Origin of the sequence: Salinibacterium sp. NK8237, from assembly GCF_015864955.1 — a bacterium.
Taxonomy (GTDB): domain Bacteria; phylum Actinomycetota; class Actinomycetes; order Actinomycetales; family Microbacteriaceae; genus Rhodoglobus.
Genome location: NZ_JADYWE010000001.1, coordinates 438,902 through 464,568, shown reverse-complemented (window position 1 = coordinate 464,568; position 25,667 = coordinate 438,902). Strand labels below are relative to the sequence as shown.

The window sequence follows — 25,667 nt, the reverse complement described above, 5'->3', positions numbered from 1 at the left end:
ACATCCTCCTTGATGGCCTTCTGTCGAAAAACAGAAGAATCATGATAATTCTGCAATAAATCGTGGTGAAGAACTAGTGCAGGGGTACCAGAGTCGAAGAAACGAAGTACCGATGAACCACTGACGAAGGAGCCAGCAATGACGAACAACCGCCCCGGCGACCAAAACCAGACCGCAGCCGAACTCGAAACCGAGTGGAAGACGGATGCGCGCTGGAACGGAATCGAACGCGATTTCAGCGCCGAAGACGTCATCGCCCTCCGCGGAAGTGTTAGGGAAGACCGCACGCTTGCTCGTCGCGGCGCCGAGAACCTCTGGAACCTCCTGCAGCGCGACAACACCGAATGGGTCGCCGCGCTTGGCGCGCTCACCGGCAACCAGGCCGTGCAGCAAGTGCGCGCCGGGCTCGAAGCGATCTACCTCAGCGGCTGGCAAGTTGCCGCCGACGCCAATCTCTCCGGCCAGACCTACCCCGACCAGAGCCTCTACCCGGCCAACAGCGTGCCGGCCGTTGTGCGTCGCATCAACAACGCGCTGATGCGGGCCGACCAGATCGAGACCGCCGAGGATGGCGCTCCCAAGATTGATTGGATGGCGCCGATTGTGGCCGACGCAGAAGCCGGCTTTGGTGGGCCTCTGAACTCCTACGAGCTCATGTCATCCATGATCGAAGCCGGAGCTGCTGGCGTCCACTGGGAAGATCAGCTCGCGTCAGAGAAGAAGTGTGGCCACATGGGCGGCAAGGTTCTCATCCCGACCGCACAGCACGTTCGCACTCTCAACGCGGCTCGACTCGCTGCCGATGTCGCCGGAGTATCAAGCATCATCATTGCTCGCACCGACTCTCTTGCTGCCGACCTCATCACCAACGATGTGGATGACCGCGACAAGCCATTCTTGACGGGGGAGCGCACGAGTGACGGCTTCTACCGCACCACTCCGGGCATCGAAACGGTTCTCAGTCGCGGCCACGCCTACGCGCCCTACGCAGATCTTCTCTGGGTGGAGAGTGCGAAGCCCGATCTTGAGTTGGCGCGCACCTTTGCGGAGAGCATCCACAAGGAGTTCCCCGGTAAAAAGCTCGCCTACAACTGCTCGCCATCGTTCAACTGGAAGCGTCACCTCGACGATGACCAGATCGCGAGCTTCCAGCGCGAGTTGGCTGCCATGGGTTATGCCTTCCAATTCATTACTCTTGCCGGGTTCCACGCGCTCAACCACTCGATGTACACCCTGGCTCGGGGCTACAGCGAGCGTCACATGAGTGCGTATGTGGAACTGCAAGAGGCAGAGTTCGCGTCTGAAGCAGACGGCTACACGGCAACGCGCCACCAGCGCGAGGTCGGAACAGGGTACTTCGATCGCATCGCGACGGCCCTTAACCCCACGAGCGAAACCCTCGCCCTCGTCGGCAGCACCGAAACGGCGCAATTTCATTAAACCGGCACCGCCACTAAATCGGCACTGCTACCCCTCGACTACACAACTTTCTAAGGACAGATAATGACTACTCGCAGAATGGAACCGATCGCTGAATCGGAGGAACGATTCGACGAAATTTTGACCCCGGATGCGCTGCATTTCCTCACGCGGCTGCATGACCAGTTCGCTGGTCGCCGCCATGATCGCCTCGCGGCTCGCATGGAATCGCGCAAGCACATCACGAACGGACGCAACTTGCGCTTCTTGCCGGAGACGGCAGCGATTCGGGAGGATGACAGCTGGCGCGTTGCCGGTGCCGGTCCTGGACTCGATGACCGTCGGGTGGAGATCACGGGGCCGACAGATCGCAAGATGACCGTCAACGCCATGAACTCGGGCGCGAAGGTGTGGCTTGCAGATCAGGAAGACGCGACAAGCCCGACCTGGCACAACGTCATCGGTGGCCAGATCAATCTGTACGACGCGATCCGTCGCCAGATTGACTTCACTTCTCCCGAGGGCAAGACCTATGCTCTCGGCGAGGAGACGCCAACGATCGTGATGCGACCGCGCGGGTGGCACCTGGTAGAAAAGCACCTCCGGTACACCGACCGGGCAGGGTTGCGCACGCCGGCATCCGGCTCCCTCGTCGACTTCGGGCTCTACATATTCCATAACGCGCACGAACTCATCGAGCGCGGCAGTGGCCCGTACTTCTACATCGCCAAAATCGAGAACCACCTCGAAGCGCGCCTGTGGGATGACGTGTTCACATTCGCCGAAAACGCTCTGAACATTCCGCACGGCACGATTCGCGCGACGGTGCTGATCGAGACGATTCCTGCCGCGTTCGAGATGGAAGAGATCCTGTACGAGCTGCGCGAACACTGCGCTGGCCTCAACGCTGGTCGCTGGGATTACATCTTCTCGATTATCAAGAACTTCCGCGGTCGCGGGGCGAGCTTTGTGCTCCCTGACCGCTCCGCCATCACGATGACGGTGCCGTTCATGCGGGCTTACACGGAGCTGCTCGTTGCGACCTGCCACAAGCGGGGAGCACATGCCATCGGCGGCATGAGCGCGTTCATCCCAAACCGTCGTGACCCCGAAGTGACCGCTCGCGCCCTCGACGCCGTGACGCGAGACAAGCGCCGCGAGGCCACCGATGGCTTCGATGGCACCTGGGTCGCTCATCCGGATCTCATCCCCACCGCTCGCGCCGAGTTTGACGCGGTACTGGGGGAGCGCCCCAATCAGGTTGACCGCCTGCGCGACGACGTTCACGTGACCGCCGACGATCTGCTCGACCTGCGCATCGATGGTGCGGTAACGGATGCCGGAGTGCGTTCCAACGTCTCCATTGCGTTGCGCTACATCGAGAGCTGGTTGCGCGGAGTTGGCGCTGCCGCCATCGACAACCTGATGGAAGACGCCGCTACCGCTGAGATCAGCCGCAGCCAGCTGTGGCAGTGGATGCACCAGCGCGTCGTGACCGCTGAGGGCACGCCCATCACGCACCGGGGTATTGAGGAAGAACTCGCCCACGTGTTCGCGACGCTCGAGCGGACCCCGGGTGACCGCTTCGATGATGCTGCGGCAGTGTTCCGTGAAGTGACGCTTGAGGATGATTTCCCCACCTTCCTCACCCTCAGCGCCTACAGCAGCTATCTCGTAGAACAGCCCCGCGAGACTGCTGCCTGACCCGTCCATGGGCTAGCCGCGTATTATGAGGGCACTCGACCAACGTTGATCGGAGTGCCAGTGGCTAGCCCGTGGATGTCCACCGCTGAATCCAGCGCGCGCGCCCTCGTGGAGCAGGCGCACAATATTGCGATCGGTGATCGCTCCGTCGCCACCGGCGTTCGCCGGTTGGTGCATGAATCGTGGCAACGATCACTCCAACTCGAGCTTGACCCCGATCAGCCGCTCGACTCGCGACAACTCACCGACCACGACCTGCGCGAGTATCGAGACTCTCACCCACTGTCGCTCGCTCTTCCCGCCATCCATCGCTTACTCATCCGCCACACCCTCGATGCTGGCCTCATCGTCGCGATCGGCGACCAAGACGGCCGCCTCTTATGGATCGACGGCGATCGCACTCTCCGCCGCCGCGCGGAGGGCATGCTGTTCGTCGAAGGCGCGGACTGGAGCGAGAAAGCCGTGGGAACAAGTGCGCCAGGCACAGCGCTCGCTCTCGACCACGGCATCCAAATTCATGGAGCCGAGCACTTCAATCGGATTGTGCATCCGTGGAGTTGTACCGCTGTTCCTGTGCACGATCCCAGCACGGGCGCCATGCTCGGGGTCATCGACATCACGGGTGGCGACGAAGCTGTGGCGCCCGCGACGCTTCCGCTCATGGAAGCAGCCGTGGCTGCAGTCGAGTCAGAGTTGCGCATTCAAACCCTCGATGCCGAGCGAGCTCGTCCGCGGCGCACCATCCACCGCGCGGTTGTGCGGCCTGAAGCGCTGCCGGCACTCTCTGTGCTTGGCCTTGAGGGCGGTTCCCTCGAAATCTCTGGCACTGTGATCGAGCTGAGTGTGCGCCATGCTGAAATTATGGTGCTCTTGGCGTGGCATGCGTCTGGATTGTCTGCCGAGCGGCTCGGCGAGCTCTTGGGGTGTTCAGTGGATACGGTGCGCCCGGAGATGGTCCGACTTCGGCGGGTGCTCGAGAGAGCTGATCCCAGCCTTGTCCCAACGTCGCGTCCGTACAAGTTGGCGCGAGCTCTCGATCTCGACGTGCACCGCGTGCTGGCTTTCCTCGATCGCGGCGCACACCGGGTTGCTCTCGCCGGCTATTCAGGGCAAGTGCTTCCCAGTTCAGTCGCTCCCGGCGTCCGTGCGATTCGGGATGAGGTGTGCTCCCGCGTGCGGGAATCCATGTTGACGGATGCCTCCCTCGACACACTCTTGGCTTACGCCCGCAGCGACGAAGCGGCCTACGACGTCGAAGTGTGGACAGCGTGCCTCACGCGCCTCCCCGCTAAGTCGCCCAAACGTGCGTCAATCGTTTCCCGTCTCGAACGCATCAACGCGGAATTGGCTTAGCTGCCTTTTCCTTTTTCGTTGCCTGGTGAGGTTCGGATCGAACACACGCCGAACCCCACCGTTGCAAGAAGTTGCAACGTTGCTGCAACCTTCCCGCGCCTAGAGTTCTGGCCACGGCACGAGTTGTGCCGCCGCATCCCAGACAACGACGTCGACAGGAGTCAGCGAATGACCATCTATGCAGCCCCGGGCACACCCGAATCTCTTATGACTTTCAAGCCACGCTACGAGAACTGGATTGGTGGTGAGTGGGTCGCGCCCGTCAAGGGGCAGTACTTCGAAAACGTGTCGCCGGTCAACGGTCGCCCGTTCACGGAGATCGCACGTGGCACTGCGGAAGACATCGAGCTGGCTCTCGACGCAGCCCACAAGGCGGCTCCCGCGTGGGGCAAGACCTCCACTACTGAGCGTGCCGCGATTCTTCACAAGATCGCGGATGTCATTGACGCGAATCTCGAGATGCTGGCTGTTGCGGAAACGTGGGACAACGGTAAGCCGATCCGTGAGCCGCTCAACGCCGACCTTCCCCTTGCTGCCGATCACTTCCGCTACTTTGCTGCAGCAATTCGGGCGCAGGAAGGACATTTCGCCGAAATGGACGGCGACATGACGGCGTATCACTACAAGGAACCGCTCGGTGTTGTCGGCCAGATCATTCCCTGGAATTTTCCCATCCTGATGGCGGTCTGGAAGCTGGCTCCCGCACTCGCTGCGGGCAATGCTGTCGTACTCAAGCCGGCCGAACAGACACCGGCCTCGATCTTGGTGCTTATCGAACTCATTGGCGACATCCTGCCTCCCGGGGTGCTCAACATCGTGAATGGATTCGGTGTCGAAGCCGGGAAGCCGCTCGCGTCGAGCCCGCGCATCCGCAAGATTGCGTTCACGGGGGAGACCACAACCGGTCGACTGATTCTCCAGTACGCGAGCGCGAACATTATCCCGGCGACTCTCGAACTGGGCGGCAAAAGTCCGAACATGTTCTTTGAGGATGTTGCCGACCGCGACGATGCTTACTACGACAAAGCGCAAGAGGGCTTCGCACTCTTCGCGTTCAATCAGGGAGAAGTCTGCACGAGTCCGAGTCGCGCTCTCATCCAGGAGTCGATCTATGACTCCTTCTTGAGCGATGCTGTCGAACGGACGAGTCGCGCAGTTCAAGGCAATCCGCTCGACACGGCCACACAGGTTGGCGCGCAAGCCTCTAACGATCAGCTCGAGAAGATTTTGAGCTACATCGACATCGGTCAACAGGAAGGGGCGAAGCTTGCCCTCGGCGGCGAGCGTGTCGATCTTGGCGGCGATTTGAGCGGCGGCTTCTACGTGCAACCAACCATTTTTGAAGGCCACAACAAGATGCGTCTGTTCCAAGAGGAGATCTTCGGGCCGGTGGTTTCTGTGACGAGCTTCGATGATTACGAGGACGGCATTTCGATCGCCAATGACACGCTCTATGGCCTCGGTGCTGGTGTCTGGTCGCGCAATGGGAACATCGCGTATCGAGCTGGGCGGGATCTCCAAGCCGGTCGAGTCTGGGTCAACAACTACCATGCCTATCCTGCCGGCGCCGCGTTCGGTGGCTACAAGAGCTCAGGAATTGGCCGCGAGAACAGTGCGCTGGCTCTCGATCATTACCAGCAGACCAAAAACCTGCTCGTGTCCTACTCCGAGAACGCTCTCGGATTCTTCTAAACCAGGGATCGCACGGAGGGGGTGGCGACCGGTGCGCAAGTGCTGGTCGCCACCCAGTTCACTAGCGAGGCGAGGAGCCTACGAATGATTGATGCACGTGTTGTGATCCCGGGCGAAACTCGGCCTCGATTGGCCATGACGGCCGAAAGTATCGACCTGCTGCGAGCATTGTGGAGCACCCACGGCCCGCTCATGTTTCATCAGTCTGGCGGATGCTGCGACGGCAGCTCTCCCATGTGTTTTGCTGCTGGCGAGTTTCTGACGGGAGCAAGCGATGTGCTCCTGGGGGTATTCGACATTGCGCCTCAGGGGCAACCAGAGCAACTCATCGACTTCTGGATGTCGGTCGAACAGTTTGCCTACTGGAGCCACACGTTTTTGACAATTGACGTTGTCAAAGGTCGCGGCAGCGGATTCTCTCTTGAAGCGCCGGAGGGAGTGCGTTTCTTGATTCGCTCGACCCTCATGGAGACTGCCGAACCATTTAGTTAGGCAATCGCTGTCGGCGGCGCAGGGCAGACTAGTCATGTGTACCTCGTGCTCGCGACTAGCGGCCGCACCCTCACCGCCACCCGAGTGGCTGCAGACGGCGCGGTCATTGCCGAGCACGCGATTGACGACGTGGCGGCGTTTGTGGTGCAGTCCCAACGCGCTGAGCCCGACATTCGCTGGGTGTGGCACGACACGGCAGCGTGGTACCCGGGGCTTTTAGCTGCCCACGTCAGAGTGAACCGGTGCTTCGACCTTCGGCTCTGTCACGCGATTCTCCGTAACTCCGCTTTCACTCGTGAGTCAACGCTGGCACAGGCACCGCCCAGCCGCTGGGATGCGCTTGTTCAAGCCGGGGTCGAAGCTCCCATCGAGCACCGTGCCCCGCAACATTCGACGCTCTTCGACTTTGACGATGACCAGGCGCAGGTTGCGGACACAGAACTCGATGTACTCGCTGAATTTTTACGTCAGCTCGATGCTGTCGCAACCTCGACCGAACCGGGCCGACTGCAACGGCTTCTGTCAGCGGAGTCAGCGGGAGCGCTCATCGCCGCCGAGATGCGCTTCGCCGGTCTCCCGTGGAGTGCCGAAGCTCATGACGGGATCTTGACAGAGATGCTGGGCCCGCGTCCGAGTGTTGATGGTGAGCGGCCCGAGAAGCTTCAAGCTCTGGTTGACCAGATCCGCATCCTGCTCGACTCACCGCGACTCACGCCTGAATCTCCGGCTGAGCTCCTTCGGGCCTTGAGCGTCGCGGGAATTCAGGCCACCACAACGCGGTCGTGGGAACTCAAACAGTTGAAGCATCCTGTCATCGCGCCCCTTCTCGAGTTCAAAAAGCTTCAGCGTCTCATGACGGCCAATGGATGGTCGTGGCTCGACTCGTGGGTTGTCGACGGACGTTTTCGTCCCGATTATGTTCCGGGCGGTGTTGTTACGGGTCGCTGGGCGACCAGTGGCGGTGGGGCGCTGCAATTGCCGCACCTCATTCGCGGTGCAGTGAAGGCCGATCCGGGTTGGAAGTTCGTCGTGGCCGACGCGTCTCAACTAGAGCCTCGCATCCTCGCGGCAATGGCCGGAGACCGCGGAATGGTCGCGGCCGGAGCATCCGGTGATCTCTACGAAGGCATCGTCGCCAGCGGTGCGGTCGATACTCGCGCTCACGCGAAGCTTGCGATGCTTGGCGCGATGTACGGAGCGACCTCGGGGGAGAGCGGCAGGCTGATGCCTCGCCTAGCGCGAGCCTACCCACAGGCAATTGCTCTCGTGGAGCAGGCTGCGCGGGCGGGCGAGCGTGGCGAGGTCGTGAGCACTCAACTGGGTCGCAGTTCCCCGCCAGGTAAACATGCTGCGGCGTATGACGACTCGCAGTCTTCCGCTCAACGAGCTGCCTCGCAAGAACGGGGGCGGTCGTGGGGCCGCTTCACTCGCAACTTCATTGTGCAAGGCACTGCTGCCGAGTGGGCACTGTGCTGGATGGCGAGCATCCGCAATCGACTGAGCCAGCTGTCAGAGACCGACTGGTTTACCGACGCGCCACACCTCGTGTTTTTCTTGCACGATGAAGTCGTGGTGCACGTGCCGGCAGAGCTCGCGGACAGCGTCGCGGAGCACGTGACGGCGGCAGCAGCAGATGCTGGCCGCCTCGTATTCGGCGATATTCCTGTGACGTTCCCGCTCACGACCGCCATCGTTGAACGGTACGATCAGGCAAAATAGCTTCGCGTTCCGAACCGCGGACGCCTAGCCAGCGATGCTCTGTGGGTTGGTTATGAGGTCGCGGCTGGGTGTTCAGCGGCGCCCATTGCCGGGCGGCCCCGTTTGGGTTTGGCGAGGTTGAGCGGAAACGCGTCAGCGATACCGCGCGACTGCGCAGCAGCCAACGTTGCGTCGAGGTGATCCAGCCACTGCAGTTCGGCCTGAGCGTGGGCGAAAAGCGAGTCGGTGACTAGTTGCTCTGCGAACTGGCTGGCATCGCTGGCTTCCTCCCGTACTTCTGCGGTGAGGGAGAGCGCGTCAACGGCGCCGCGCGTCGCTTGGCGTTGATGCTCGATCACTGAGTGAGCGTCAACGCCGGGCAGTGTGATTGCCAGAGCAAGCTTGATTGCCAGTTCGTCGCGGCTCACAGCGTAGCCATCCACAGGAGTGTTGAGCCATTCCTCCGCTTCGCGCCTGCCAGCATCCGTAATCGTGTAGTAGGTCTGTTGCGAGGCGTCAGCGTCCGCGTTTAGCGGTGCGCTTGATTTGGTCACGAGGTCATCGCGCACGAGTCGATCGAGCGTGTTGTAGACCTGACCAACGTTGAGTGGCCACGTTGACCCGGTGCGCCGATCGAATTCCGATCGCAACTGATAGCCATAGCAGGGGCCCTGCGCCAAAATGGATAGCAGGCTGTGACGGATTGACATGCCAGACCTTCCGGGTAAGTCGATACTGAGTATGTACTAACTGACGATAACGACGAGGTGGATGCGCGGCCACCGTTCTTCGGTGTGTCGACTTCTTCTCGCAGCAGTGATCTCCGCAGCACCGCGCTGTGGCTGTTTTTGTCGCATGGACTAATCACCGCAAGATTCCGGCAACTTCCGGCAGAATGTCTCCTAGATTGGTATGGCACCGAGATGAACTGGACTCTTCGCGACGGATTTCGTACAGACCGACTCACGGCCCATACTCATGGGCGTGAGTGATTCATCAGCGGCCCCAGCAGAGGCGCACCCCGTTCCCGAGTCGATCAACGATCGCGAATTCATCCTGGTCTCGTCGTCGGGCAGCGCAGTTTCGACGCAGACGCCGACGCGATTCCGCTATCACCAAGAAGGTCTCATGGTGTGGGGCGAGTACTACGGCGACACCGTTTCGGTCGGTCGATTTGTAGGGCGCCGAACAGGAAATGTTGTCTCGATCAGTTTCGCCCATAGTCTTGTGTCTGGCGGTGAGGTCGTACTCGGCCACGCTGAGAGCACCATTCAGTGGAACGCCGACGGAAAGCTCGAACTCTACGAAACTTTCGAGAAGGATGGCGCATCCCACATCAGCATTTGCATCGAAGCGGATCGCTGCGCAGCGTGGCCGGAACTCGACCCTTCTCTGCGCACACAACCGCAGCTCGATGGCACGACCTTCATCCTCGAAGAATCGACCGCAAGCACCGTTGCGGCGGAGCCGACCCGTTTCGAGTTCTCCGAGAACTCGGGAGTGCTATGGGGGTTCTACTACGGCGACACCGTCACGTCGGGCCATTGCGTGGGGCGCTACCGCGACGGTGTGCTCGACGAGTTCTTTGTGCACCACGTCATCGCTAGCGATGCCACGCTCCTCGGTGACAGCAGTACAACGCTGGGGTCGCGTGCTGACGGCCGGCTAGAGCTTGTTGAAGAGTTTGTTCTCGACGGCGTTCCAGGCAAGAGCGTCTGCGTGCAGTCCGTCTAGGGACTAGTTGTTGAGCCCGGCGCGGTTTGGGTCGGCGCGGGTGAATCGGGTAAGTCCCAACTGCGCGGGTTCTTGCGGCCGTTCCGGAAGATCCGTCGGCAGCAGGTATGGGCGCTGAAAGACTTCATCGAGCACCAGCACCGTCTCAAGTGACTTCACTTCGGGCAGCACGGAAAGCACTCCAACGATGAAATCGTGGATGGCCCCAACTTCGTGTCCACGGATCAGCAGCATGGCGTCATGCTCTCCGGTGGTGATGCGGCAGGACTCGATCTCGGTCATGTCGGTGATGCGGTCGCGGAAGCTCGCCCAGGTCTGCGGATGCACAGAGAGAAACACGAGCGCGCAAATTCCTAGCCCGGTTTTTGCCGGATCGACTTGGGCGCTGAATCCTGTAATCACGCCATCGGACATGAGTTGTTCGACGCGCGTATACACATTGGCACGCGAGACATTTACCTTCTCTGCAAGAGCCGACATTGATATTCGTCCGTTATAGCGGAGCTCGCTCAATATCTTCAGGTTGATCTCGTCCAATACGGGCTGCGATTGTCCAGTGCTGGACGAGCCGGTGGGGGCTTTGCTGGACATATTGAGTGAAATCTCCCTCATGTTTGAGCCATGGTCTGAATGATGGGGCCTTTGATTGGACAGACTAGCGGTAATTGTGCCAATCTCAAGCACAGCCGTCCAGAGGCTGTTCTATAACCACAAGGAGTTTCCCTTTGCGCACTAAGTTCCGCTACGTAGCGGCCGCATTCGGACTGACTGCATCGCTGGCACTCGCCGGTTGCGCTGCAGCAGCACCCGAAGCAAGCGACAGCATCGTTATCGACACCGCTTTCACGCTCGAGACCAGCGACCCGGGACGCAACTACGTTCCGACCGGTTACATGGTGTCGAAGGCTCTCTACGAGACCCTCCTTGACTTCGCCGGCTCCGACGAGTCGACGCCCGTTGACGGCCTTGCATCCTACGAGTCCAACGACGATGCAACGGTCTTCACGTTCACCCTCGAAGACGGCCGCGTTTTCTCCGACGGCTCAGCGATTACCGCTGATGACGTTGTCTTCTCACTCAACCGCGTTGCCGGAATGACCGAGAGCAAGGCGAACTTCTTGATGAACGGCATCACCGTCACCAAGATCGACGACATGACCGTTGAGCTCAGCACGGAAACCCCGTCGCTCAAGCTCCCGGCCCTCATGACGAACCCGTCGCTCGCCATCCTCAACTCGGCCCTCGTGATCGAAAACGGCGGAACGACCGATGACTCGGATGCTGCTGAAGCATTCTTGAACGAGACGTCCGCTGGTTCCGGCCCGTACATCCTCGACTCGATCAACTTCGAGTCCCAGGTAGTGCTCACCGAGAACGAGAACTACAACGGTGAGGAAGACATCGACTTCACTCGCGTTGTTATCCGCAACGTTTCTGAGGCCGCAACCCAGAAGATCAACCTTGAGGGCGATGACTCGCAGGTAGCCGTTGACCTCAGCGGTGACCAGGTCGCGAGCCTGAGCGATGGCATCAACATCTTCTCGACACCGTCGGCTCAGACGATCTTCCTTTTGATCAACCAGAGCGAAGAGGTAGGTGGCGTTACCGCTAACGCCGACTTCGCGAATGCGGTTCGTTACGCACTCGACTACCCGGCACTGCTCGAACTTGCTGGTGCCGGCTCTGAGCAGGCAACCGGTGTTATCCCGCCGTCGTTCCTCGGCGCGCTCGAGAACGGTGTGGAGCAGGACCTCGACGTTGCAGCGGCTTCGCTTGAGGCATCCGGCTACGACGGAGAGAGCATCACGCTCGAATACCCGAACGACTACCCGGTTGGTGGCGTGAACTTCACTCCTCTCGCCGAGCGCGTTCAGTCGCAGCTCGCCGATGCCGGCATCACCATCGAGCTCGCTCCGGCGCCGTTCACCACTCAGATCGACAGCTACGTCAACGGAACTGAAGCCTTCAGCATCTGGTTCTGGGGCCCGGACTACGCTGACTCCGCCAACTTCCTGCCGTTCTCGGCTGGACAGAAGGTTGGACTGCGCGCCGGTTGGACCGCCGAGCAGGACACTGACGTAGTAAACCTCGCTGCAGCAGCAGAGAACGCTACGAACTTCGACGAGCGTGAGACTGCTTTCAGCAACTTTGCTGAGGCCCTCCAGCAGAGCGGACCGTTTGTTCCGTTGATCGTTCCTGGCTCGAACATTGCGACCGCCTCGTACATTGATGGAGTCGCGTATAACTCCACATGGACGATGGACATCGCTGAACTGCAAGCTAAGTAGAAGGTATCTCTAGCGTGGGAAACACACCCCGCGCGACCCGCAGGTACTCGGCCAGATCACCTCTGGTCGGGTACCTGCTTCGTCGCCTCGGAACCTCAGTCCTGCTCCTCTTCGGAGTCACCGTCGTCACCTTCGCTCTCGCGAACCTGGTGCCGGGTGACCCCATTGCGGCAGCGCTCGGTGAAGGGGCGGCGAGCAACCCCGCCACGGTTGAGGCGTACATCAAGGAGCGCGGCCTCGATCAGCCTCTCCCAGTGCAGTATGCCAACTACATCAGTGGGCTGTTCCATGGCGACATGGGTACTTCCTTGCGCACGACCCAGCCTGTGGCCGATGATCTCGCTCAGGCTGTCCCCGCCACGGTCGAGATCGCACTCCTCGCCATCATCGTGAGCCTCGGCGTCGGCGTTGCGCTTGGTTCGCTTGCGGCCTACCGCCGCGGCAAGATCAGTGACCAACTCGTTCGCGTCTTTTCGCTGATCGGCCTCAGCATCCCCACATTCTGGATGGCACTGGTCAGCTTCAACTTTTTCTTCCTCCAGCTGCGTATTGCGCCGGGTTCGGGGCGACTCTCGCCGGCCCTCGCGCCGCCGCCCACCGTGACTGGTTTTTACACGGTCGATTCTCTTCTCGCCGGCCAGTGGGTGACATTCACTGACGCGTTGGCGCATCTTATGCTTCCCGTCTTCGTGTTGTCGCTCTTCACGATTGGGCTCCTGACGCGCTTCGTTCGCACCTCTGTGCTCGAGGTGCTGGATGCCGACTATGTGCGCGCCGGCCGCGCCAAGGGCCTCAGCGGTCCCCGCCTGCTCTTCGGTTACGTGCTTCGCGGAGCTTCGCTTCCCATCCTCACGATCGTGGGTCTGGCATTCGGAACGCTCCTGTCGGGCACTGTGCTCGTTGAGGCAGTGTTCGCGTGGCCCGGCCTGGGTAGCTACGCCTACAACTCGGCAACCAGCCTCGACCTTCCCGGCGTCATGGGCGTCGGTCTCGTCGTTGGCGTTGTCTACCTGTCTATCAACTTCGCCGTCGACCTTCTTTACGGTGTACTCGACCCGAGGGTGAGGCTCGCATGAGAAAGCGTTGGCTAAAGATTCCCGCCGCGTGGATCACTCCGCTCGGCGTCATTGGCGCTGTTATCGCCATTACCTGGGTGGGCATTGCCTTCACTGCGCGGCTGTGGGTTCCTTTCGATCCGCTGTCGCAAGACTTGCCGCGACTGCAGGCCCCCGGCATCGACACCCTGATGGGCACGGATGCTCTCGGCCGCGACATTTTCTCGCGCCTGATGACCGGTGCCAGCGTCACGATCCCGCTGGCGCTAATGCTCGTGCTGATGTCGCTCGTCGTGGGAACTCTCATTGGTGCCATTGCCGGCTACTTCGGCAAGTGGGTCGATGAGTTGCTCATGCGCCTGACGGACCTCGTGATGGCGTTCCCCACGGTCATCCTCGCGATGGTCGTTGCAGCCGCCCTCGGCCCGTCGCTTTTCAACGCCGTCATCGCCGCGTTTGTGGTCTCGTGGCCGCAATATGCCCGAATGACGCGAAGCATCGTGTTGGGGCTACGAACGCAGAACTACGTCATGGCCGGCCGCCTTATGGGCTTCTCGCCCTTCAAGACGTTGCGCGTCGATATCGCGCCCAACGTGGTTGGCCCGATTCTGGTGCTCGCGAGCCTCGATGTGGGAACGGCAATCCTGTTGCTCTCCGGCCTCTCGTTCTTGGGACTCGGCGCTCAGCCACCAACGGCCGAGTGGGGCTCAATGATTTCCGCGGCCATCCAGAACTTCGACAGCTGGTGGATCGGGTTGTTCCCCGGTCTGGCCATCCTCACCGTCGTTATGGCGTTCAACTTCGTGGGTGACTCACTGCGAGACATCTTCGATCCCACTTCCCAGGTATCGCGAGCGGGGGCACGGTCATGAGCGACATCACAACACCTCAGACTGCGGATGCCGCAGCCGCAAGCACCACGCCGGTGCTCACGGTCGACGGCCTCACGATCGGCATCGGCTCGCGTAAGAACCTGAAGTCCATCGTTAAAGGCATCAGCCTCGCGCTTACCCCCGGACGCATCCAGGGTCTCGCGGGGGAATCGGGCTCCGGCAAGACGGTCACGTCGCTCGCGATGTTGGGCTTGTTGCCGAGCAACGCCGTTGTCGGGGGATCCATTCGTTTGGGCGACACCGAGTTGGTGGGCATGACTCATCGGCAGCTGAACGAGATTCGTGGTCGCCGCATCGCGATGATCTTCCAGGACCCTTCGTCGAGTCTGCACCCGCAGTTGACGGTGGGCACGCAGCTCACCGATCACGTGAAGCGCCACCTGAAGATGTCCAGCAAGCAGGCCCGGGCGCACGCTATTGAGCTGCTCGATCGGGTTCGAGTCCCGAATCCGGCCGAGGCTCTTGCTCGCTACCCGCACCAGTTTTCGGGCGGCCAGCGACAGCGCATCGCTATTGCGATCGCCTTGGCGTGCGACCCGATCGTGTTGCTCGCGGATGAGCCGACGACGGCTCTCGACGTGACCGTTCAGGCGGGCATCCTTCACCTTTTGCGCGACTTGGCCGATGAGCGCCAACTCGCAGTGCTGCTCGTAACCCACGACCTCGGTGTGATGAGCGCGATCGCCGATGACATTGCGGTGATGCGTCATGGCGAGATTGTGGAGTCGAATGTGCGAAGCGAAATCTTCGTGAACCCCCAGCACGCGTACACACGCGAGCTGCTTGCGTCACTTCCTGGCGCTGCTGGCTTCGAGGAGGCAAGCGAATGAGTGAATTGCTTGAGGTTTCAGACCTCGTTATCGAGTACCACGGTGCGACTGTCGTGCGCGCGGTCGACGAGGTTTCGCTCACGATTGCTCCCGGCGAAGTGCTGGCACTCGTGGGGGAGAGCGGTTGTGGCAAGTCGAGCTTGGCCCGCGCCGTTGTGGGAATGGAACGGCCTCGTGCTGGCGCGGTGACCTATCGCGGTTCTGAAGTTCCGCTGCTGGGTGTTCGCCGTCGTCGCGCACAGTTCACGTCGATCCAGATGGTCTTCCAAGATCCCAACTCATCCCTGAACCCGCGGATTCGCGTGGGCCAGCAGATATCAGAAGGCATCCGCGCCGCCGTTGAACGTGGCGATGAAGGCTCGCAGCCCGAAGAGTGGCTCGAACGTGTGGGGCTCCCCACCGAGATGGTGTCACGCTACGCCCACGAACTTTCCGGCGGCCAACGTCAACGTGTCGCTATCGCGCGGGCCCTGGCTGCGCGCCCCGATCTGTTGGTGGCTGACGAACCGATTTCTGCTCTGGATGCCTCGAGTCAGGCATCCGTCGCTGACATGATGCGCAAGCTCGCGCTCGATGCCGGCGCCGGGTTGCTCTTCATCTCTCACGACCTCGCGATTGTGCGCCTCATCGCCGACCGCACCGTGGTGATGTATCGCGGCAAGATCGTTGAATCTGGCGTTTCAGATCTCATTTGGAATGACCCAGTGCACCCGTACACGCGAGCGCTCATCTCGGCGATTCCCGAGCCTGACGGCAAGGGTAACCTGCCGGCGGCGCCTGCTGCGGATGCGCCAGAAGAGTGGCGGATGACGCTTCCCGAGGCCCTCAACCGCGCGTAATCCGCGGCAGCAGTTGCTCTCGCGCGGCTACGTTCGCGCCCAAATAGCGTAAATCTCACTACATGCTTGTGTTTTGGCGGATTCTTCGGGGATAATGTCCCCAAGCGGTTCGCCGCACAATTTAACAGCTTCGTGCCGTCACAGGCACCGTTCGTGGGTCGATGGGGAAGTCGCATCCAACGGAACGGAGATATCGTGACTGCACAAAACGCTCGCGGAGTGCTCTATGTGCACTCTGCTCCTCGCGCGCTCTGCCCACATATTGAGTGGGCTGCTGGTCGCGCTCTTGAACGTGCCGTGAACTTTGACTGGGATGATCAACCCGTGCTCAAGGGTTCTCAGCGTGCTGAGTTCTATTGGGAGGGTCCGCAGGGCTCCGGTGCCACACTTGCGTCGTCCCTGCGTGGATGGGAACACCTCCGTTTCGAAGTCACCGAAGACCCGAGCCCGGGTTCGGATGGCGGTCGCTGGATGCACACGCCCGACCTCGGCATTTTCTTCGCGCAGACCGACAGCGTCGGCAACATGGTGATTCCGGAAGACCGTTTGCGCTACGCGATGGAAGCTGCGGGTTCCGATGCTTTCGAGTTGCACCGTGAACTTCGCCTTGCTCTCGGCCAAGCCTGGGACGACGAACTTGAGTCGTTCCGTCACGCCAGTCAAGATTCTGCAGTTGTGTGGCTCCACAAGGTCGGTTGATGATGATTTCCGAACGTGCGGCTACCTCTGAGGCAGTGGCCGACACACGGATTCCGCTCATCGAATGGCACGACTGTGTTGATGTCGTGCTCGATTCCGTCGACTCGATGTTCGATGGTGAATGCGCGCTGCATGACGGATGTCGTTCAATCCTTTAGTCGCTGCGGTCTGCATAGGGGTGTGACTGTTTGTTCGCTGCGAGCGTGCCGTTCAGGTCGCATCCAGCAGACTCACGGCGTAGCGTTGAGTTGTGGCCGGAAGTATTCGGGCACGGTTGCCACAAAGGACCGTTCCCGGGTCCTCGGACCTTGTTCTTCCGGCTGAAACTATTTCAGGATTTGGAAGGAACATCATGTCTCGTTTTGACGGAAAAGTAGTTCTCATCAGTGGCGGTGCCCGCGGAATGGGCGAGTCGCACAGCCGCGCCATCGTGGCCGAGGGCGGAAAGGTCGTCATCACTGACGTCTTGGATGCTGAGGGCCAGACTCTTGCGGACGAACTCGGCGAGAGCGCCGTCTACGCCCACCTCGATGTCACGAACGAAGATGAGTGGCTTGCAGCAGTGAAGCTGGCGGTTGACACCTTTGGCGGCCTGAACGTTCTGATCAACAACGCTGGTATCGCAAACTTCGGCACGCTTGATACCTACACGGCTAAGGACTGGTCGCTAATCATCGGGATTAACCTCACCGGCGCCTTCCTCGGCATCAAATCGGCGGCACCAGAATTGGTCAAGAACGAGACCTCCTCGATCGTCAATATCTCCTCGACTGCCGGGATGCAGGGCTTCGCCGCACTCCATGGCTACACGGCCTCCAAGTTTGGCCTTCGCGGTTTGACGAAATCAGTCGCGATGGAACTCGGCCACCAGGGTGTGCGGGTCAACTCGGTTCACCCGGGTAACATCCGGACTCCGATGACCGACGGCCTAGAGATTGACGGCTCGAGCACCCCGATTCCTCGCCTCGGAGAGCCGGAAGAAGTGACGAAGATGGTCCTTTTCCTTGCGAGCGAAGACTCGAGTTACTCGACCGGGTCTGAATTCATCATCGACGGTGGCGTTCTTGCGGGAGACGGTGCTGTCAACTAACGCTCGCACCTCACGGAGCGTGTGCACGCACTGACGACGCTCAACGAGAAATCGCCCGCCCGATCAATGATCGGGCGGGCGATTCTTCGCTAAGGCTCAATTCGCTAGAGCGGCCGAGCTGGCTCCGTGGCTAGACCGAGCGGAATGCGGCGACAGCGTTGTGTCCGCCGAAGCCGAACGAGTTACTAATAGCCAACTGCGGGCCGGCGCCGAGGTCGCGAGGTGACGTGACGACATCCAGCGGGATCGCCGGGTCCTGGTTGGTGAGGTTGATCGTCGGGGGCGCTGTGCGGTGGTGGAGCGCGAGAACCGTGAAGATCGCCTCGAGTGCCCCTGTGCCGCCCAGAAGGTGGCCTGTGGCGCCCTTCGTGGCCGAGACGGGAATGTTGGGCAGGTGATCGCCGAAGATGCGCAGGAGCGCCTTGTACTCGGCAATGTCGCCGACGGGCGTGCTCGTGGCGTGAGCGTTGATGTGGGTAACGTCTTCTGGCGTTGCTCCGGCGGCGTCGAGGGCGTCGCGCACTGCGCGCGCTGCGGCGGTTCCCTCGGGGTCGGGAGCGGTGATGTGGAACGAGTCGCTGGTTACAGCGCCACCGGCGAGCTCAGCGTAAATGCGTGCGCCGCGGGCGAGAGCGTGTTCCTCAGTCTCGAGAACGAGCGTCGCCGCTCCTTCGCCGAGAACGAAACCATCGCGGGAGACGTCATAGGGGCGTGAGGCGGTAGCCGGGTCGTCATTGCGCTTCGAGAGCGCTTGCATCGACGCGAAGGCGGCGATCGGCAGAGGATGCACGACAGCTTCAGTTCCACCGGCGATGACGACATCCGCGAGTCCGGCCTGCAGGTGCGCGTAGGCGTTAGCGAGGGCCTCGGTGCTGGAAGCACAGGCGGAAACGTCAGTGCGCGCGTAGGCACGCGAGGGGATAGCCATGCTGATGGCGGCCGCAGCAGCGTTGGGCATGAGCATCGGAATTGTCATGGGCAGAACGCGACGCGGGCCCTTTTCACGCAGGGTGTCCCAGGCATCGAGCAGGGTCCAGAGTCCGCCGATTCCGGTGGAATAGTCGACACCAATACGCTCAGGATCGACGTCAGGGGAGCCCGCATCGGCCCACGCTTCGCGCGCCGAGATGAGAGCGAACTGGCTAGAGGGATCGAGTCGTTTGTACTCGACGCGCTCCAGAACTTCTTCGGGGCGCACTTTCGCCTGCGCCGCAAACGTTACGGGGAGAGAATACTTTTCAACCCAGTCCTGCTCGAGAGAGCGGGCTCCGGATTCGCCAGCGAGAAGGGCGTTCCACGACTCGGTCGCGGTTCCGCCGATGGGCGTAGTGGCACCGATACCGGTGACAACGATCTTTTTGGTCATTTCACGTTCCTTTTGAGTGCATGGCTCAGAAAGCCCGCCGACGGCAGACTCCTGGGGTGCTGCGCGGAGGCCAACCGCAGTGAGTGCGGTTGGCCCTCCACGTCGAGCGGGTGTTACGCCTGAGCGTTGGTGATGAAGCTCACAGCGTCACCGACGGTCTTGAGGTTCTTTACCTCTTCGTCGGGGATCTTTACGTCGAACTTTTCTTCTGCGTTAACAACGATTGTCATCATCGAGATGGAGTCGATGTCGAGGTCATCGGTGAACGACTTGCCCATCTCAACAGTGTCGGTCGCAATGCCGGTCTCGTCGTTGATGAGCTCAGCCAATCCGGCCATAACTTCTTCAGTGGACAGTGCCATGTTTTTCTCCTTGGGATGTAATTTGACCGTTAGCCAGTGTAGGCCAGCAGCGGCGTTTCTCTGGGGTACTAAGGCAGAACGATTACTTGCGCGCCGAATACGAGACCCGCGCCGAAGCCGATCTGTAGGGCGAGTCCGCCGCTCAGTTCAGGGTGCTCGCTGAGAAGACGGTGAGTCGCGAGCGGGATGGATGCTGCCGACGAGTTGCCCATATCGGCAACATCGCGCGCGATCACTACAGACTCGGGCAGCTTTAGTTGCTTCGCGAACTCGTCGATGATGCGCATGTTTGCCTGGTGAGGGATGAACGCGGCGAGGTCGTCTGCGGTGATTCCCGCGACATCCAAAGCTTCCTTGGCTACCTTTGCCATGTCCCAGACTGCCCAACGGAAGACGGTCTGGCCTTCTTGGCGGAGGGTCGGCCACGCTGCGTCGCCCTCGCGGAAGTCGACGAGGGTTGCATTCATTTTGATCGCGTCAGCCTTCGAGCCATCCGAACCCCACACTGGAGCCGAGATGCCGGGGGTGTCGCTCGGGCCAATGACAACAGCGCCGGCACCATCAGCCAGAAGGAACGAGATGCTGCGGTCGGTGGGGTCGACAAGGTCAGAGAGCTTTTCGGCGCCGATAACGAGGGCATATTTGGCTGCGCCCGCACGGATCAGGGCATCGGCCTGCGTGACCGCGTAGCTGAAGCCAGCGCAGGCAGCGTTCACGTCGTACGCTGCGGCAGGATTGGCTCCCACGCGGTCGGCCACAACTGCAGACATCGACGGCGTCTGCAGAACGTTGCTGATCGTCGCGATAATGACAAGGTCGATCTTCGACGGGTCAACGCCAGACTTCTCGATCGCTTCACGAGCGGCATCTGTGGCGAGATCGACAGCGAGGATGCCCGCTGACGCGCGGCGGCGGGTGATCATGCCGGTGCGCTGCTGAATCCACTCATCGCTCGAGTCAATTGCTTCAACGAGCTGATTGTTGTCAACAAGCAGGTCACCGCGGGCGGCGCCGTAGCTGTAAATCTTGGTGAACTGTGACCCGGCGGACTGGGTGAGGGTGGGTGCGGTCATGCGTTGGCCTCCATCAGGTCAAATGCTGCGGATAGATCGTCTGGTGTCTTCACGGCGACGGCCGGGATGCCCCGGAGTCCGCGCTTGGCTAGGCCAACAAGAGCGCCTGCGGGCGCAAGTTCAATAATTCCGGTGACTCCGGCATCCGCGAGCGAATTCATCGTGAGATCCCAGCGAACCGGCGACGACACCTGACCGACGAGGAGATCAACGAAATGAGTGCCGCTCTCGATAAGCGAACCGTCACGGTTGGTGTAGATCGGCACGGTGGGGTCGTGTGCCGTGAGCGTTGCAGCAAATGTTTCGAGGTGCGCTACGGCCGGTTGCATGTAGCGAGTGTGGAACGCTCCCGCGACCTGAAGCGGAATGACTCGGGTGCCCTTGAGGGGCTCTTCGGATAGCTTCGCGAGAGCGTCAAGGGCGCCGGCAACAACAATTTGTCCGCCACCGTTGAAGTTCGCTGGCTGGAGCCCGAGCTCGGCGAGACGCTCAAGTAGTGCCTCTTCGTCTCCGCCGATGACGGCGGACATTCCGGTCGATTCCAGCGCAGCAGCTGAAGCCATTGCCGATCCGCGCTCGACGACGAAGCGCATCGCGTCACTTTCGGAGAGGATTCCGGATGCCGCAGCAGCAGTGATCTCGCCGACCGAGTGTCCAGCGACAGCACCGATGTGTTTGCGGCGATCGCCAGCCGTGAGCGCGCTCAGAGTGAGCAATCCCGCGGCGACGATCAGCGGTTGAGCCACTGCGGTGTCACGGATGGTGTCGGCGTCCGACGTTGTTCCGTGGGCGATGAGGTCGATGCCTGCGGCTTCTGAGATCTCGCCTAGCTGATCGCGCAGCGAGGCGTCTTCGAGCCATGGCTCAAGGAAACCGGGGGTCTGGGAGCCCTGTCCGGGCGCTACTACAACAATCACTTAGCTAGTCTGCCAATCTTTCGTCCGAACCGCTTGGGTGAACCCACCAAAGCTTGGAGGGATCATTGTGTGAAGTCGCCAAACACTAGCGCGCTAGCGGGAACGACCCGGCTCGGGATCCGAAATCGAACCCACAATGAGTGCTGCCTGCAGAATCAGCGCCTCGCGTGCGCCGGTGGCATCCCAGCCGATGACCTCACTGACCCGCTTCAAGCGGTAACGCACAGTGTTGGGATGCACGAAAAGTTCGCGAGCTGTCGCCTCTAGAGAGCGACCATTGTCGAGATAGCACCACAACGTCGTGAGCAGATCTGTCGAGTGTGCCTGAAGCGGCTTGTAGATCTTGTTGATGAGCGTCGAGCGTGCCAGCGGATCACCGGCAAACGCGCGCTCAGGGAGCAGATCATTGGCAAGGGTCGGTCGAGGAGCGTTGCGCCACGAACGAGCCACTGCGAAGCCGGCGAGAGCAGCCTTTGCGCTCTTAGAAGCATCAACAAGACTCGGAACCTCGGGGCCGAGCACCAAGTGGCCGCTGCCAAATCCTGGCTCAAGCTGCTCGGCGATCGTAATGAAGGGGAGAGGCTCAGCATCTTCGGGCTTTTCCGAGCGAGGAGCAGCTCGGCCGATGACGAGCACGAGACGGCTGCCCTGCACGCCGATAAGAACATCAGCGTCCAGATGACGAGCAGTGCGTCGCAACTGATCGACATCGAGCTGCCGTGGGGACGTGCCGACAAGAACGCACACCTCGCCGTGACCATTCCAGCCGAGGGCCGCGATGCGGCTCGGAAGTTCGTTGTCATACTCGCCACTGAGGATGGAGTCGACGACAAGTGCTTCAAGGCGGGCATCCCACAGTCCGCGGGCTTCCGCGGCGCGCGCATACACATCCGCCGAGGCAAAGGCGATTTCACGCGAATACAACAGGATCGCTTCACGCAACACGTCATCGTCAGCTTTAACGCGTGACTCAACGACTTCAACGGCAATCCGAATCAACTGAAGTGTTTGCTGAAGCGATACCGAACGCAAGAGCTCTCGTGGAGCAGCCCCGAAAACGTCCGCCGCGATCCACGGTGTCGTCGTGGGGTCTTCAAACCAGCTAATGAAGCTCGTGATTCCAGCTTGAGCGACTAAACCGACAGCGGAACGCCGCCCTGGTGGCATTTTGCTATACCAGGGCAGCGTGTCCTCAAGTCGTTTGAGCGTAGCTGTAGAGAGTTCGCCCGTAATGACACGCAACCAGGCGAGTGTTTGCGCCTTAGTTTTTTGTACCGGGGGAATGGTTGCGACCTAGCTTTCGCCGCCGGCAGAACCGGTGGTGCCTTCGTTGACGTCGTGGATGCTGTACTTCTCAATTGCTTGAGCCGGAACAGCAGGATCCATCTCGCCGCGCTTCACGAGCATCTCCAAAGTACGAACGACCATCGAGTGGCTGTCGATCTTGAAGAAGCGACGTGCAGCAGCACGCGTGTCGGAGAAACCGAAGTCGTCAGCACCCAAAGTCGCGAACTCACCGGGAACAAAGGCCCGGATCTGATCGGGAACCGCGTGCATGAAGTCAGTAACCGCAACAAACGGGCCCTTGGAATCCGCGAGCTTTGTCGTGACGTAGGGCACGTGAGGTTCTTCGTTGGGGTGAAGGAAGTTGTGCTCTTCAGCAGCGAGTCCATCACGGCGAAGCTCAGTCCAGGATGTGACTGACCAGACGTCGGCAGCAACGCCCCAGTCCGAGGACAGGATCTGCTGCGCTTCTAGCGCCCACGGCACTGCGACTCCGGATGCCATCAGCTGGGCCTTTGGACCAGTGATCGTCGGCGACGACAGGTGATAAATACCCTTCAGCGCACCCTCGACATCGAAGTTCTCGGGCTCAGCGGGCTGAACAAGAGGCTCGTTGTACAAGGTGAGGTAGTACATGACGTTGGGGTCTTCGTGCTTGCCGCCGTACATCCGCTCGATACCAGCTCGCACGATGTGGCCGAGCTCGTAGCCGTAGGCAGCGTCATAGCTAACCACTGCGGGGTTGGTGGATGCCAACAGGATCGAGTGTCCATCAGCGTGCTGGAGACCTTCACCCGTCAGCGTCGTGCGACCGGCAGTGGCGCCCATGATGAAACCGCGGGCCATCTGGTCGCCAGCAGCCCACATGGCATCGCCTGTGCGCTGGAACCCGAACATCGAGTAAAAGACGTAGACAGGAATGAGCGGCTCGCCGTTGGTGGCGTACGAAGTGCCGACGGCGGTGAAGGCAGCAAATGCTCCTGCCTCATTGATGCCGACGTGCACGATCTGACCTTGCGGGCTCTCTTTGTAGGCCAGCAATTGCTCGCGGTCCACCGAGGTGTAGTGCTGCCCGGCGGGGTTGTAGATCTTCGCCGTGGGGAAGTACGCGTCCATTCCGAACGTGCGTGCCTCATCCGGAATGATCGGAACGATTCGGTTACCGATGGACTTGTCGCGCAGGAGGTCTTTGAGCAGACGGGCGAACGCCATGGTAGTGGCGATCTCCTGTTTGCCGGAGCCCTTCTTGACGACGTCATAGGTCTTTGCTTCGGGAAGCTCGAGCTGCGTGTACTTGGTGCGACGCTCAGGCACGTAGCCGCCAAGTTCGCGCCGGCGCTCTTGCATGTACTGAATGGCCTCATCGTCTTCACCGGGGTGGTAGAACGGGGGCTGGTACGGATCTGCTTCGAGCGCGGCATCCGTAATCGGGATGTGCATTTCGTCGCGGAACTTTTTGAGGTTGTCGAGCGTGAGCTTCTTCATCTGGTGGGTCGCATTGCGGCCTTCGAAGCTCGGGCCGAGACCGTAGCCCTTGACCGTCTTCGCGAGGATGACGGTCGGCTGCCCCTTGTGCTCACTGGCTGCCTTAAACGCGGCGTAGACCTTGCGGTAGTCGTGGCCACCGCGCTTGAGGTTCCACACGTCGTCGTCCGAGAGGTGTTCAACCATCTTGAGCGTGCGAGGGTCGCGGCCGAAGAAGTTCTCGCGAACGTAAGCGCCAGACTCTGCCTTGTAGGTCTGGTAGTCGCCGTCGGGGGTGCGGTTCATGAGATCGCGCAGCGCGCCCTCAGTGTCGTTGGCGAGCAGGTCATCCCACTCGCGGCCCCAGACAACCTTGATGACGTTCCAACCGGCACCGCGGAAGAAGCTTTCGAGCTCCTGAATGATCTTGCCGTTACCGCGAACCGGGCCGTCGAGGCGCTGGAGGTTGCAGTTGATGACGAAGTTGAGGTTGTCGAGTTTCTCGTTGGCTGCCCACTGCAGGGCGCCACGGCTTTCGACCTCGTCCATCTCGCCGTCACCGAGGAAGGCCCAGACCTGCTTGTCTGACACATCCTTGATGCCGCGGTTGCTGATGTACTTGTTGTTCTGGGCTTGATAGATCGCGTTGATCGGGCCAAGACCCATCGAGACGGTGGGGAACTGCCAGAACTCCGGCATGAGGCGCGGGTGCGGGTAGCTCGAGATGCCATTGGGTGCCTGTGACTTCTCTTGGCGGAAGCCCTTCAGCTGGTCTTCGCTCATGCGACCTTCGAGGAAGGCGCGAGCATACATACCGGGGGAGGCGTGACCCTGGTAGAAGATTTGGTCTCCACCAGATTCGTGGTCTGCACCACGGAAGAAGTGGTTGTGTCCTACTTCGTAGAGGGCAGCAGACGACGCGTACGTCGAGATGTGCCCGCCAACGCCGACACCGGGTCGTTGTGCGCGGTGCACGGTGATCGCGGCATTCCAGCGAATCCATGCACGGTAGCGGCGCTCGAGTTTTTCGTCACCCGGGAAGTCGGGCTCATCTTCTTTGGCGATGGTGTTGATGTAATCCGTTGTCGGAACCATCGGCACACCAAGGTGCAAGTCTTTAGAACGCTTGAGAAGACTAAGCATGATCTCGCGACCACGCTCGTGGCCTTGTGCTGCAACGAGGGAGTCGAGTGATTCATTCCACTCGGCGGTCTCCTCCGGGTCCTTATCGGTGTTGGTTACCGAGTATGGGTCCTGGTCGTTTACCGTCACCGTTGACCTCTTTCGTGTAGAGAACAGAGTCGTGCGAGTCGAGGCACTACCGGGTTGCGGATGTGATGGGATCGACTACGCCCATCGATTCTAGTTGTCGAATGCGGCAAGATTCGAACCGGGCCATTTTCTCCCGTAATTGT

General features: G+C 60.7%; 23 protein-coding genes. 15 read left to right on the top strand and 8 right to left on the bottom strand.

Annotated features, from left to right (window positions below; genetic code table 11):
* Positions 1-138 precede the first annotated feature (138 nt).
* From aceA to I6E56_RS02225, 6 genes are all read left to right on the top strand, one after another.
* Complete coding sequence (gene aceA / locus I6E56_RS02250; protein ID WP_197124446.1) at positions 139-1,440, top strand: isocitrate lyase; 1,302 nt, start codon at positions 139-141, stop codon at positions 1,438-1,440.
* A gap of 63 nt (positions 1,441-1,503) precedes the next feature.
* Positions 1,504-3,123 (top strand): malate synthase A, encoded by a 1,620-nt coding sequence (gene aceB / locus I6E56_RS02245; RefSeq protein WP_231606214.1) that lies wholly within the window; start codon positions 1,504-1,506, stop codon positions 3,121-3,123.
* A gap of 60 nt (positions 3,124-3,183) precedes the next feature.
* Positions 3,184-4,476 (top strand): transcriptional regulator, encoded by a 1,293-nt coding sequence (locus I6E56_RS02240; protein ID WP_197135720.1) that lies wholly within the window; start codon positions 3,184-3,186, stop codon positions 4,474-4,476.
* Positions 4,477-4,644: 168 nt separating this feature from the next.
* Positions 4,645-6,168, top strand: coding sequence for an aldehyde dehydrogenase family protein (locus tag I6E56_RS02235; protein WP_197135718.1), 1,524 nt, complete (start codon positions 4,645-4,647; stop codon positions 6,166-6,168).
* Between the two features lie 84 nt (positions 6,169-6,252).
* The gene (locus tag I6E56_RS02230) at positions 6,253-6,660 is read left to right on the top strand and encodes a DUF779 domain-containing protein (protein WP_197135716.1); all 408 of its coding nucleotides are present in this window, start codon (positions 6,253-6,255) and stop codon (positions 6,658-6,660) included.
* A gap of 36 nt (positions 6,661-6,696) precedes the next feature.
* Positions 6,697-8,379 carry a bifunctional 3'-5' exonuclease/DNA polymerase gene (locus tag I6E56_RS02225; RefSeq protein WP_197135714.1) on the top strand — a complete coding sequence of 561 codons (1,683 nt, stop codon included), beginning with the start codon at positions 6,697-6,699 and terminating at the stop codon, positions 8,377-8,379.
* Between the two features lie 50 nt (positions 8,380-8,429).
* On the opposite strand, the gene I6E56_RS02220 is transcribed toward I6E56_RS02225, so the two are convergent.
* Complete coding sequence (locus I6E56_RS02220) at positions 8,430-9,068, bottom strand: PadR family transcriptional regulator (protein ID WP_197135713.1); 639 nt, start codon at positions 9,066-9,068, stop codon at positions 8,430-8,432.
* Positions 9,069-9,342: 274 nt separating this feature from the next.
* Here I6E56_RS02220 and I6E56_RS02215 point away from each other — a divergent pair, with 274 nt between their 5' ends.
* Entirely contained in the window at positions 9,343-10,092 is a 750-nt protein-coding gene (locus I6E56_RS02215; RefSeq protein ID WP_197135712.1) for a hypothetical protein, read from the top strand.
* A gap of 3 nt (positions 10,093-10,095) precedes the next feature.
* Here I6E56_RS02215 and I6E56_RS02210 read toward each other — a convergent pair whose 3' ends face one another.
* Positions 10,096-10,629 (bottom strand): Lrp/AsnC family transcriptional regulator, encoded by a 534-nt coding sequence (locus I6E56_RS02210; RefSeq protein ID WP_231606213.1) that lies wholly within the window; start codon positions 10,627-10,629, stop codon positions 10,096-10,098.
* Between the two features lie 188 nt (positions 10,630-10,817).
* On the opposite strand from I6E56_RS02210, the gene I6E56_RS02205 reads away from it, so the two are divergent.
* The 8 genes from I6E56_RS02205 to I6E56_RS02170 all read left to right on the top strand — a co-directional run bounded on the left by I6E56_RS02205 (position 10,818) and on the right by I6E56_RS02170 (position 17,786).
* Complete coding sequence (locus I6E56_RS02205; RefSeq protein ID WP_197135711.1) at positions 10,818-12,380, top strand: ABC transporter substrate-binding protein; 1,563 nt, start codon at positions 10,818-10,820, stop codon at positions 12,378-12,380.
* A gap of 14 nt (positions 12,381-12,394) precedes the next feature.
* Positions 12,395-13,456, top strand: coding sequence for an ABC transporter permease (locus I6E56_RS02200; RefSeq protein ID WP_197135710.1), 1,062 nt, complete (start codon positions 12,395-12,397; stop codon positions 13,454-13,456).
* A complete protein-coding gene (locus I6E56_RS02195) occupies positions 13,453-14,307 on the top strand; it encodes an ABC transporter permease (protein WP_197135709.1) in 855 nt (284 codons plus the stop codon). Before I6E56_RS02200 ends, I6E56_RS02195 begins: the two co-directional genes overlap by 4 nt.
* Positions 14,304-15,158, top strand: coding sequence for an ABC transporter ATP-binding protein (locus I6E56_RS02190; protein ID WP_197135707.1), 855 nt, complete (start codon positions 14,304-14,306; stop codon positions 15,156-15,158). The genes I6E56_RS02195 and I6E56_RS02190 overlap by 4 nt, the downstream gene beginning before the upstream one ends.
* Entirely contained in the window at positions 15,155-15,997 is an 843-nt protein-coding gene (locus tag I6E56_RS02185; protein ID WP_197135705.1) for an ABC transporter ATP-binding protein, read from the top strand. The genes I6E56_RS02190 and I6E56_RS02185 overlap by 4 nt, the downstream gene beginning before the upstream one ends.
* A gap of 195 nt (positions 15,998-16,192) precedes the next feature.
* Positions 16,193-16,696, top strand: a complete 504-nt coding sequence (locus I6E56_RS02180) for a DUF3145 domain-containing protein (RefSeq protein ID WP_197124467.1) — start codon at positions 16,193-16,195, stop codon at positions 16,694-16,696.
* Positions 16,697-16,698: 2 nt separating this feature from the next.
* Positions 16,699-16,854, top strand: a complete 156-nt coding sequence (locus tag I6E56_RS02175) for a hypothetical protein (protein WP_197135704.1) — start codon at positions 16,699-16,701, stop codon at positions 16,852-16,854.
* Positions 16,855-17,048: 194 nt separating this feature from the next.
* The gene (locus I6E56_RS02170; protein WP_197135703.1) at positions 17,049-17,786 is read left to right on the top strand and encodes an SDR family oxidoreductase; all 738 of its coding nucleotides are present in this window, start codon (positions 17,049-17,051) and stop codon (positions 17,784-17,786) included.
* 130 nt (positions 17,787-17,916) lie between these two features.
* Here I6E56_RS02170 and I6E56_RS02165 read toward each other — a convergent pair whose 3' ends face one another.
* The 6 genes from I6E56_RS02165 to aceE all read right to left on the bottom strand — a co-directional run bounded on the left by I6E56_RS02165 (position 17,917) and on the right by aceE (position 25,524).
* Entirely contained in the window at positions 17,917-19,152 is a 1,236-nt protein-coding gene (locus tag I6E56_RS02165) for a beta-ketoacyl synthase (RefSeq protein ID WP_197105776.1), read from the bottom strand.
* 113 nt (positions 19,153-19,265) lie between these two features.
* The gene (locus tag I6E56_RS02160) at positions 19,266-19,514 is read right to left on the bottom strand and encodes an acyl carrier protein (RefSeq protein ID WP_010202791.1); all 249 of its coding nucleotides are present in this window, start codon (positions 19,512-19,514) and stop codon (positions 19,266-19,268) included.
* Positions 19,515-19,582: 68 nt separating this feature from the next.
* Entirely contained in the window at positions 19,583-20,587 is a 1,005-nt protein-coding gene (locus I6E56_RS02155) for a beta-ketoacyl-ACP synthase III (protein WP_197135702.1), read from the bottom strand.
* Positions 20,584-21,504, bottom strand: a complete 921-nt coding sequence (locus tag I6E56_RS02150) for an ACP S-malonyltransferase (protein WP_197135701.1) — start codon at positions 21,502-21,504, stop codon at positions 20,584-20,586. The genes I6E56_RS02155 and I6E56_RS02150 overlap by 4 nt, the downstream gene beginning before the upstream one ends.
* A 93-nt stretch (positions 21,505-21,597) precedes the next feature.
* The gene (locus I6E56_RS02145; protein ID WP_231606212.1) at positions 21,598-22,746 is read right to left on the bottom strand and encodes a CdaR family transcriptional regulator; all 1,149 of its coding nucleotides are present in this window, start codon (positions 22,744-22,746) and stop codon (positions 21,598-21,600) included.
* A gap of 51 nt (positions 22,747-22,797) precedes the next feature.
* Positions 22,798-25,524 (bottom strand): pyruvate dehydrogenase (acetyl-transferring), homodimeric type, encoded by a 2,727-nt coding sequence (gene aceE / locus I6E56_RS02140; protein ID WP_197135700.1) that lies wholly within the window; start codon positions 25,522-25,524, stop codon positions 22,798-22,800.
* Positions 25,525-25,667: the final 143 nt, after the last annotated feature.

What these genes read in the sequence shown, in the direction of transcription:
- aceA (WP_197124446.1), top strand. Translation starts at nt 139, where the DNA reads ATGACGAACAACCGCCCCGGCGACCAAAACCAGACCGCAGCCGAACTC.
- I6E56_RS02170 (WP_197135703.1), top strand. Translation starts at nt 17,049, where the DNA reads ATGTCTCGTTTTGACGGAAAAGTAGTTCTCATCAGTGGCGGTGCCCGC.
- aceB (WP_231606214.1), top strand. Translation starts at nt 1,504, where the DNA reads ATGACTACTCGCAGAATGGAACCGATCGCTGAATCGGAGGAACGATTC.
- I6E56_RS02190 (WP_197135707.1), top strand. Translation starts at nt 14,304, where the DNA reads ATGAGCGACATCACAACACCTCAGACTGCGGATGCCGCAGCCGCAAGC.
- I6E56_RS02185 (WP_197135705.1), top strand. Translation starts at nt 15,155, where the DNA reads ATGAGTGAATTGCTTGAGGTTTCAGACCTCGTTATCGAGTACCACGGT.
- I6E56_RS02220 (WP_197135713.1), bottom strand. Translation starts at nt 9,068, where the DNA reads ATGTCAATCCGTCACAGCCTGCTATCCATTTTGGCGCAGGGCCCCTGC.
- I6E56_RS02235 (WP_197135718.1), top strand. Translation starts at nt 4,645, where the DNA reads ATGACCATCTATGCAGCCCCGGGCACACCCGAATCTCTTATGACTTTC.
- I6E56_RS02160 (WP_010202791.1), bottom strand. Translation starts at nt 19,514, where the DNA reads ATGGCACTGTCCACTGAAGAAGTTATGGCCGGATTGGCTGAGCTCATC.
- I6E56_RS02175 (WP_197135704.1), top strand. Translation starts at nt 16,699, where the DNA reads ATGATTTCCGAACGTGCGGCTACCTCTGAGGCAGTGGCCGACACACGG.
- I6E56_RS02195 (WP_197135709.1), top strand. Translation starts at nt 13,453, where the DNA reads ATGAGAAAGCGTTGGCTAAAGATTCCCGCCGCGTGGATCACTCCGCTC.
- I6E56_RS02165 (WP_197105776.1), bottom strand. Translation starts at nt 19,152, where the DNA reads ATGACCAAAAAGATCGTTGTCACCGGTATCGGTGCCACTACGCCCATC.
- I6E56_RS02230 (WP_197135716.1), top strand. Translation starts at nt 6,253, where the DNA reads ATGATTGATGCACGTGTTGTGATCCCGGGCGAAACTCGGCCTCGATTG.
- I6E56_RS02155 (WP_197135702.1), bottom strand. Translation starts at nt 20,587, where the DNA reads ATGACCGCACCCACCCTCACCCAGTCCGCCGGGTCACAGTTCACCAAG.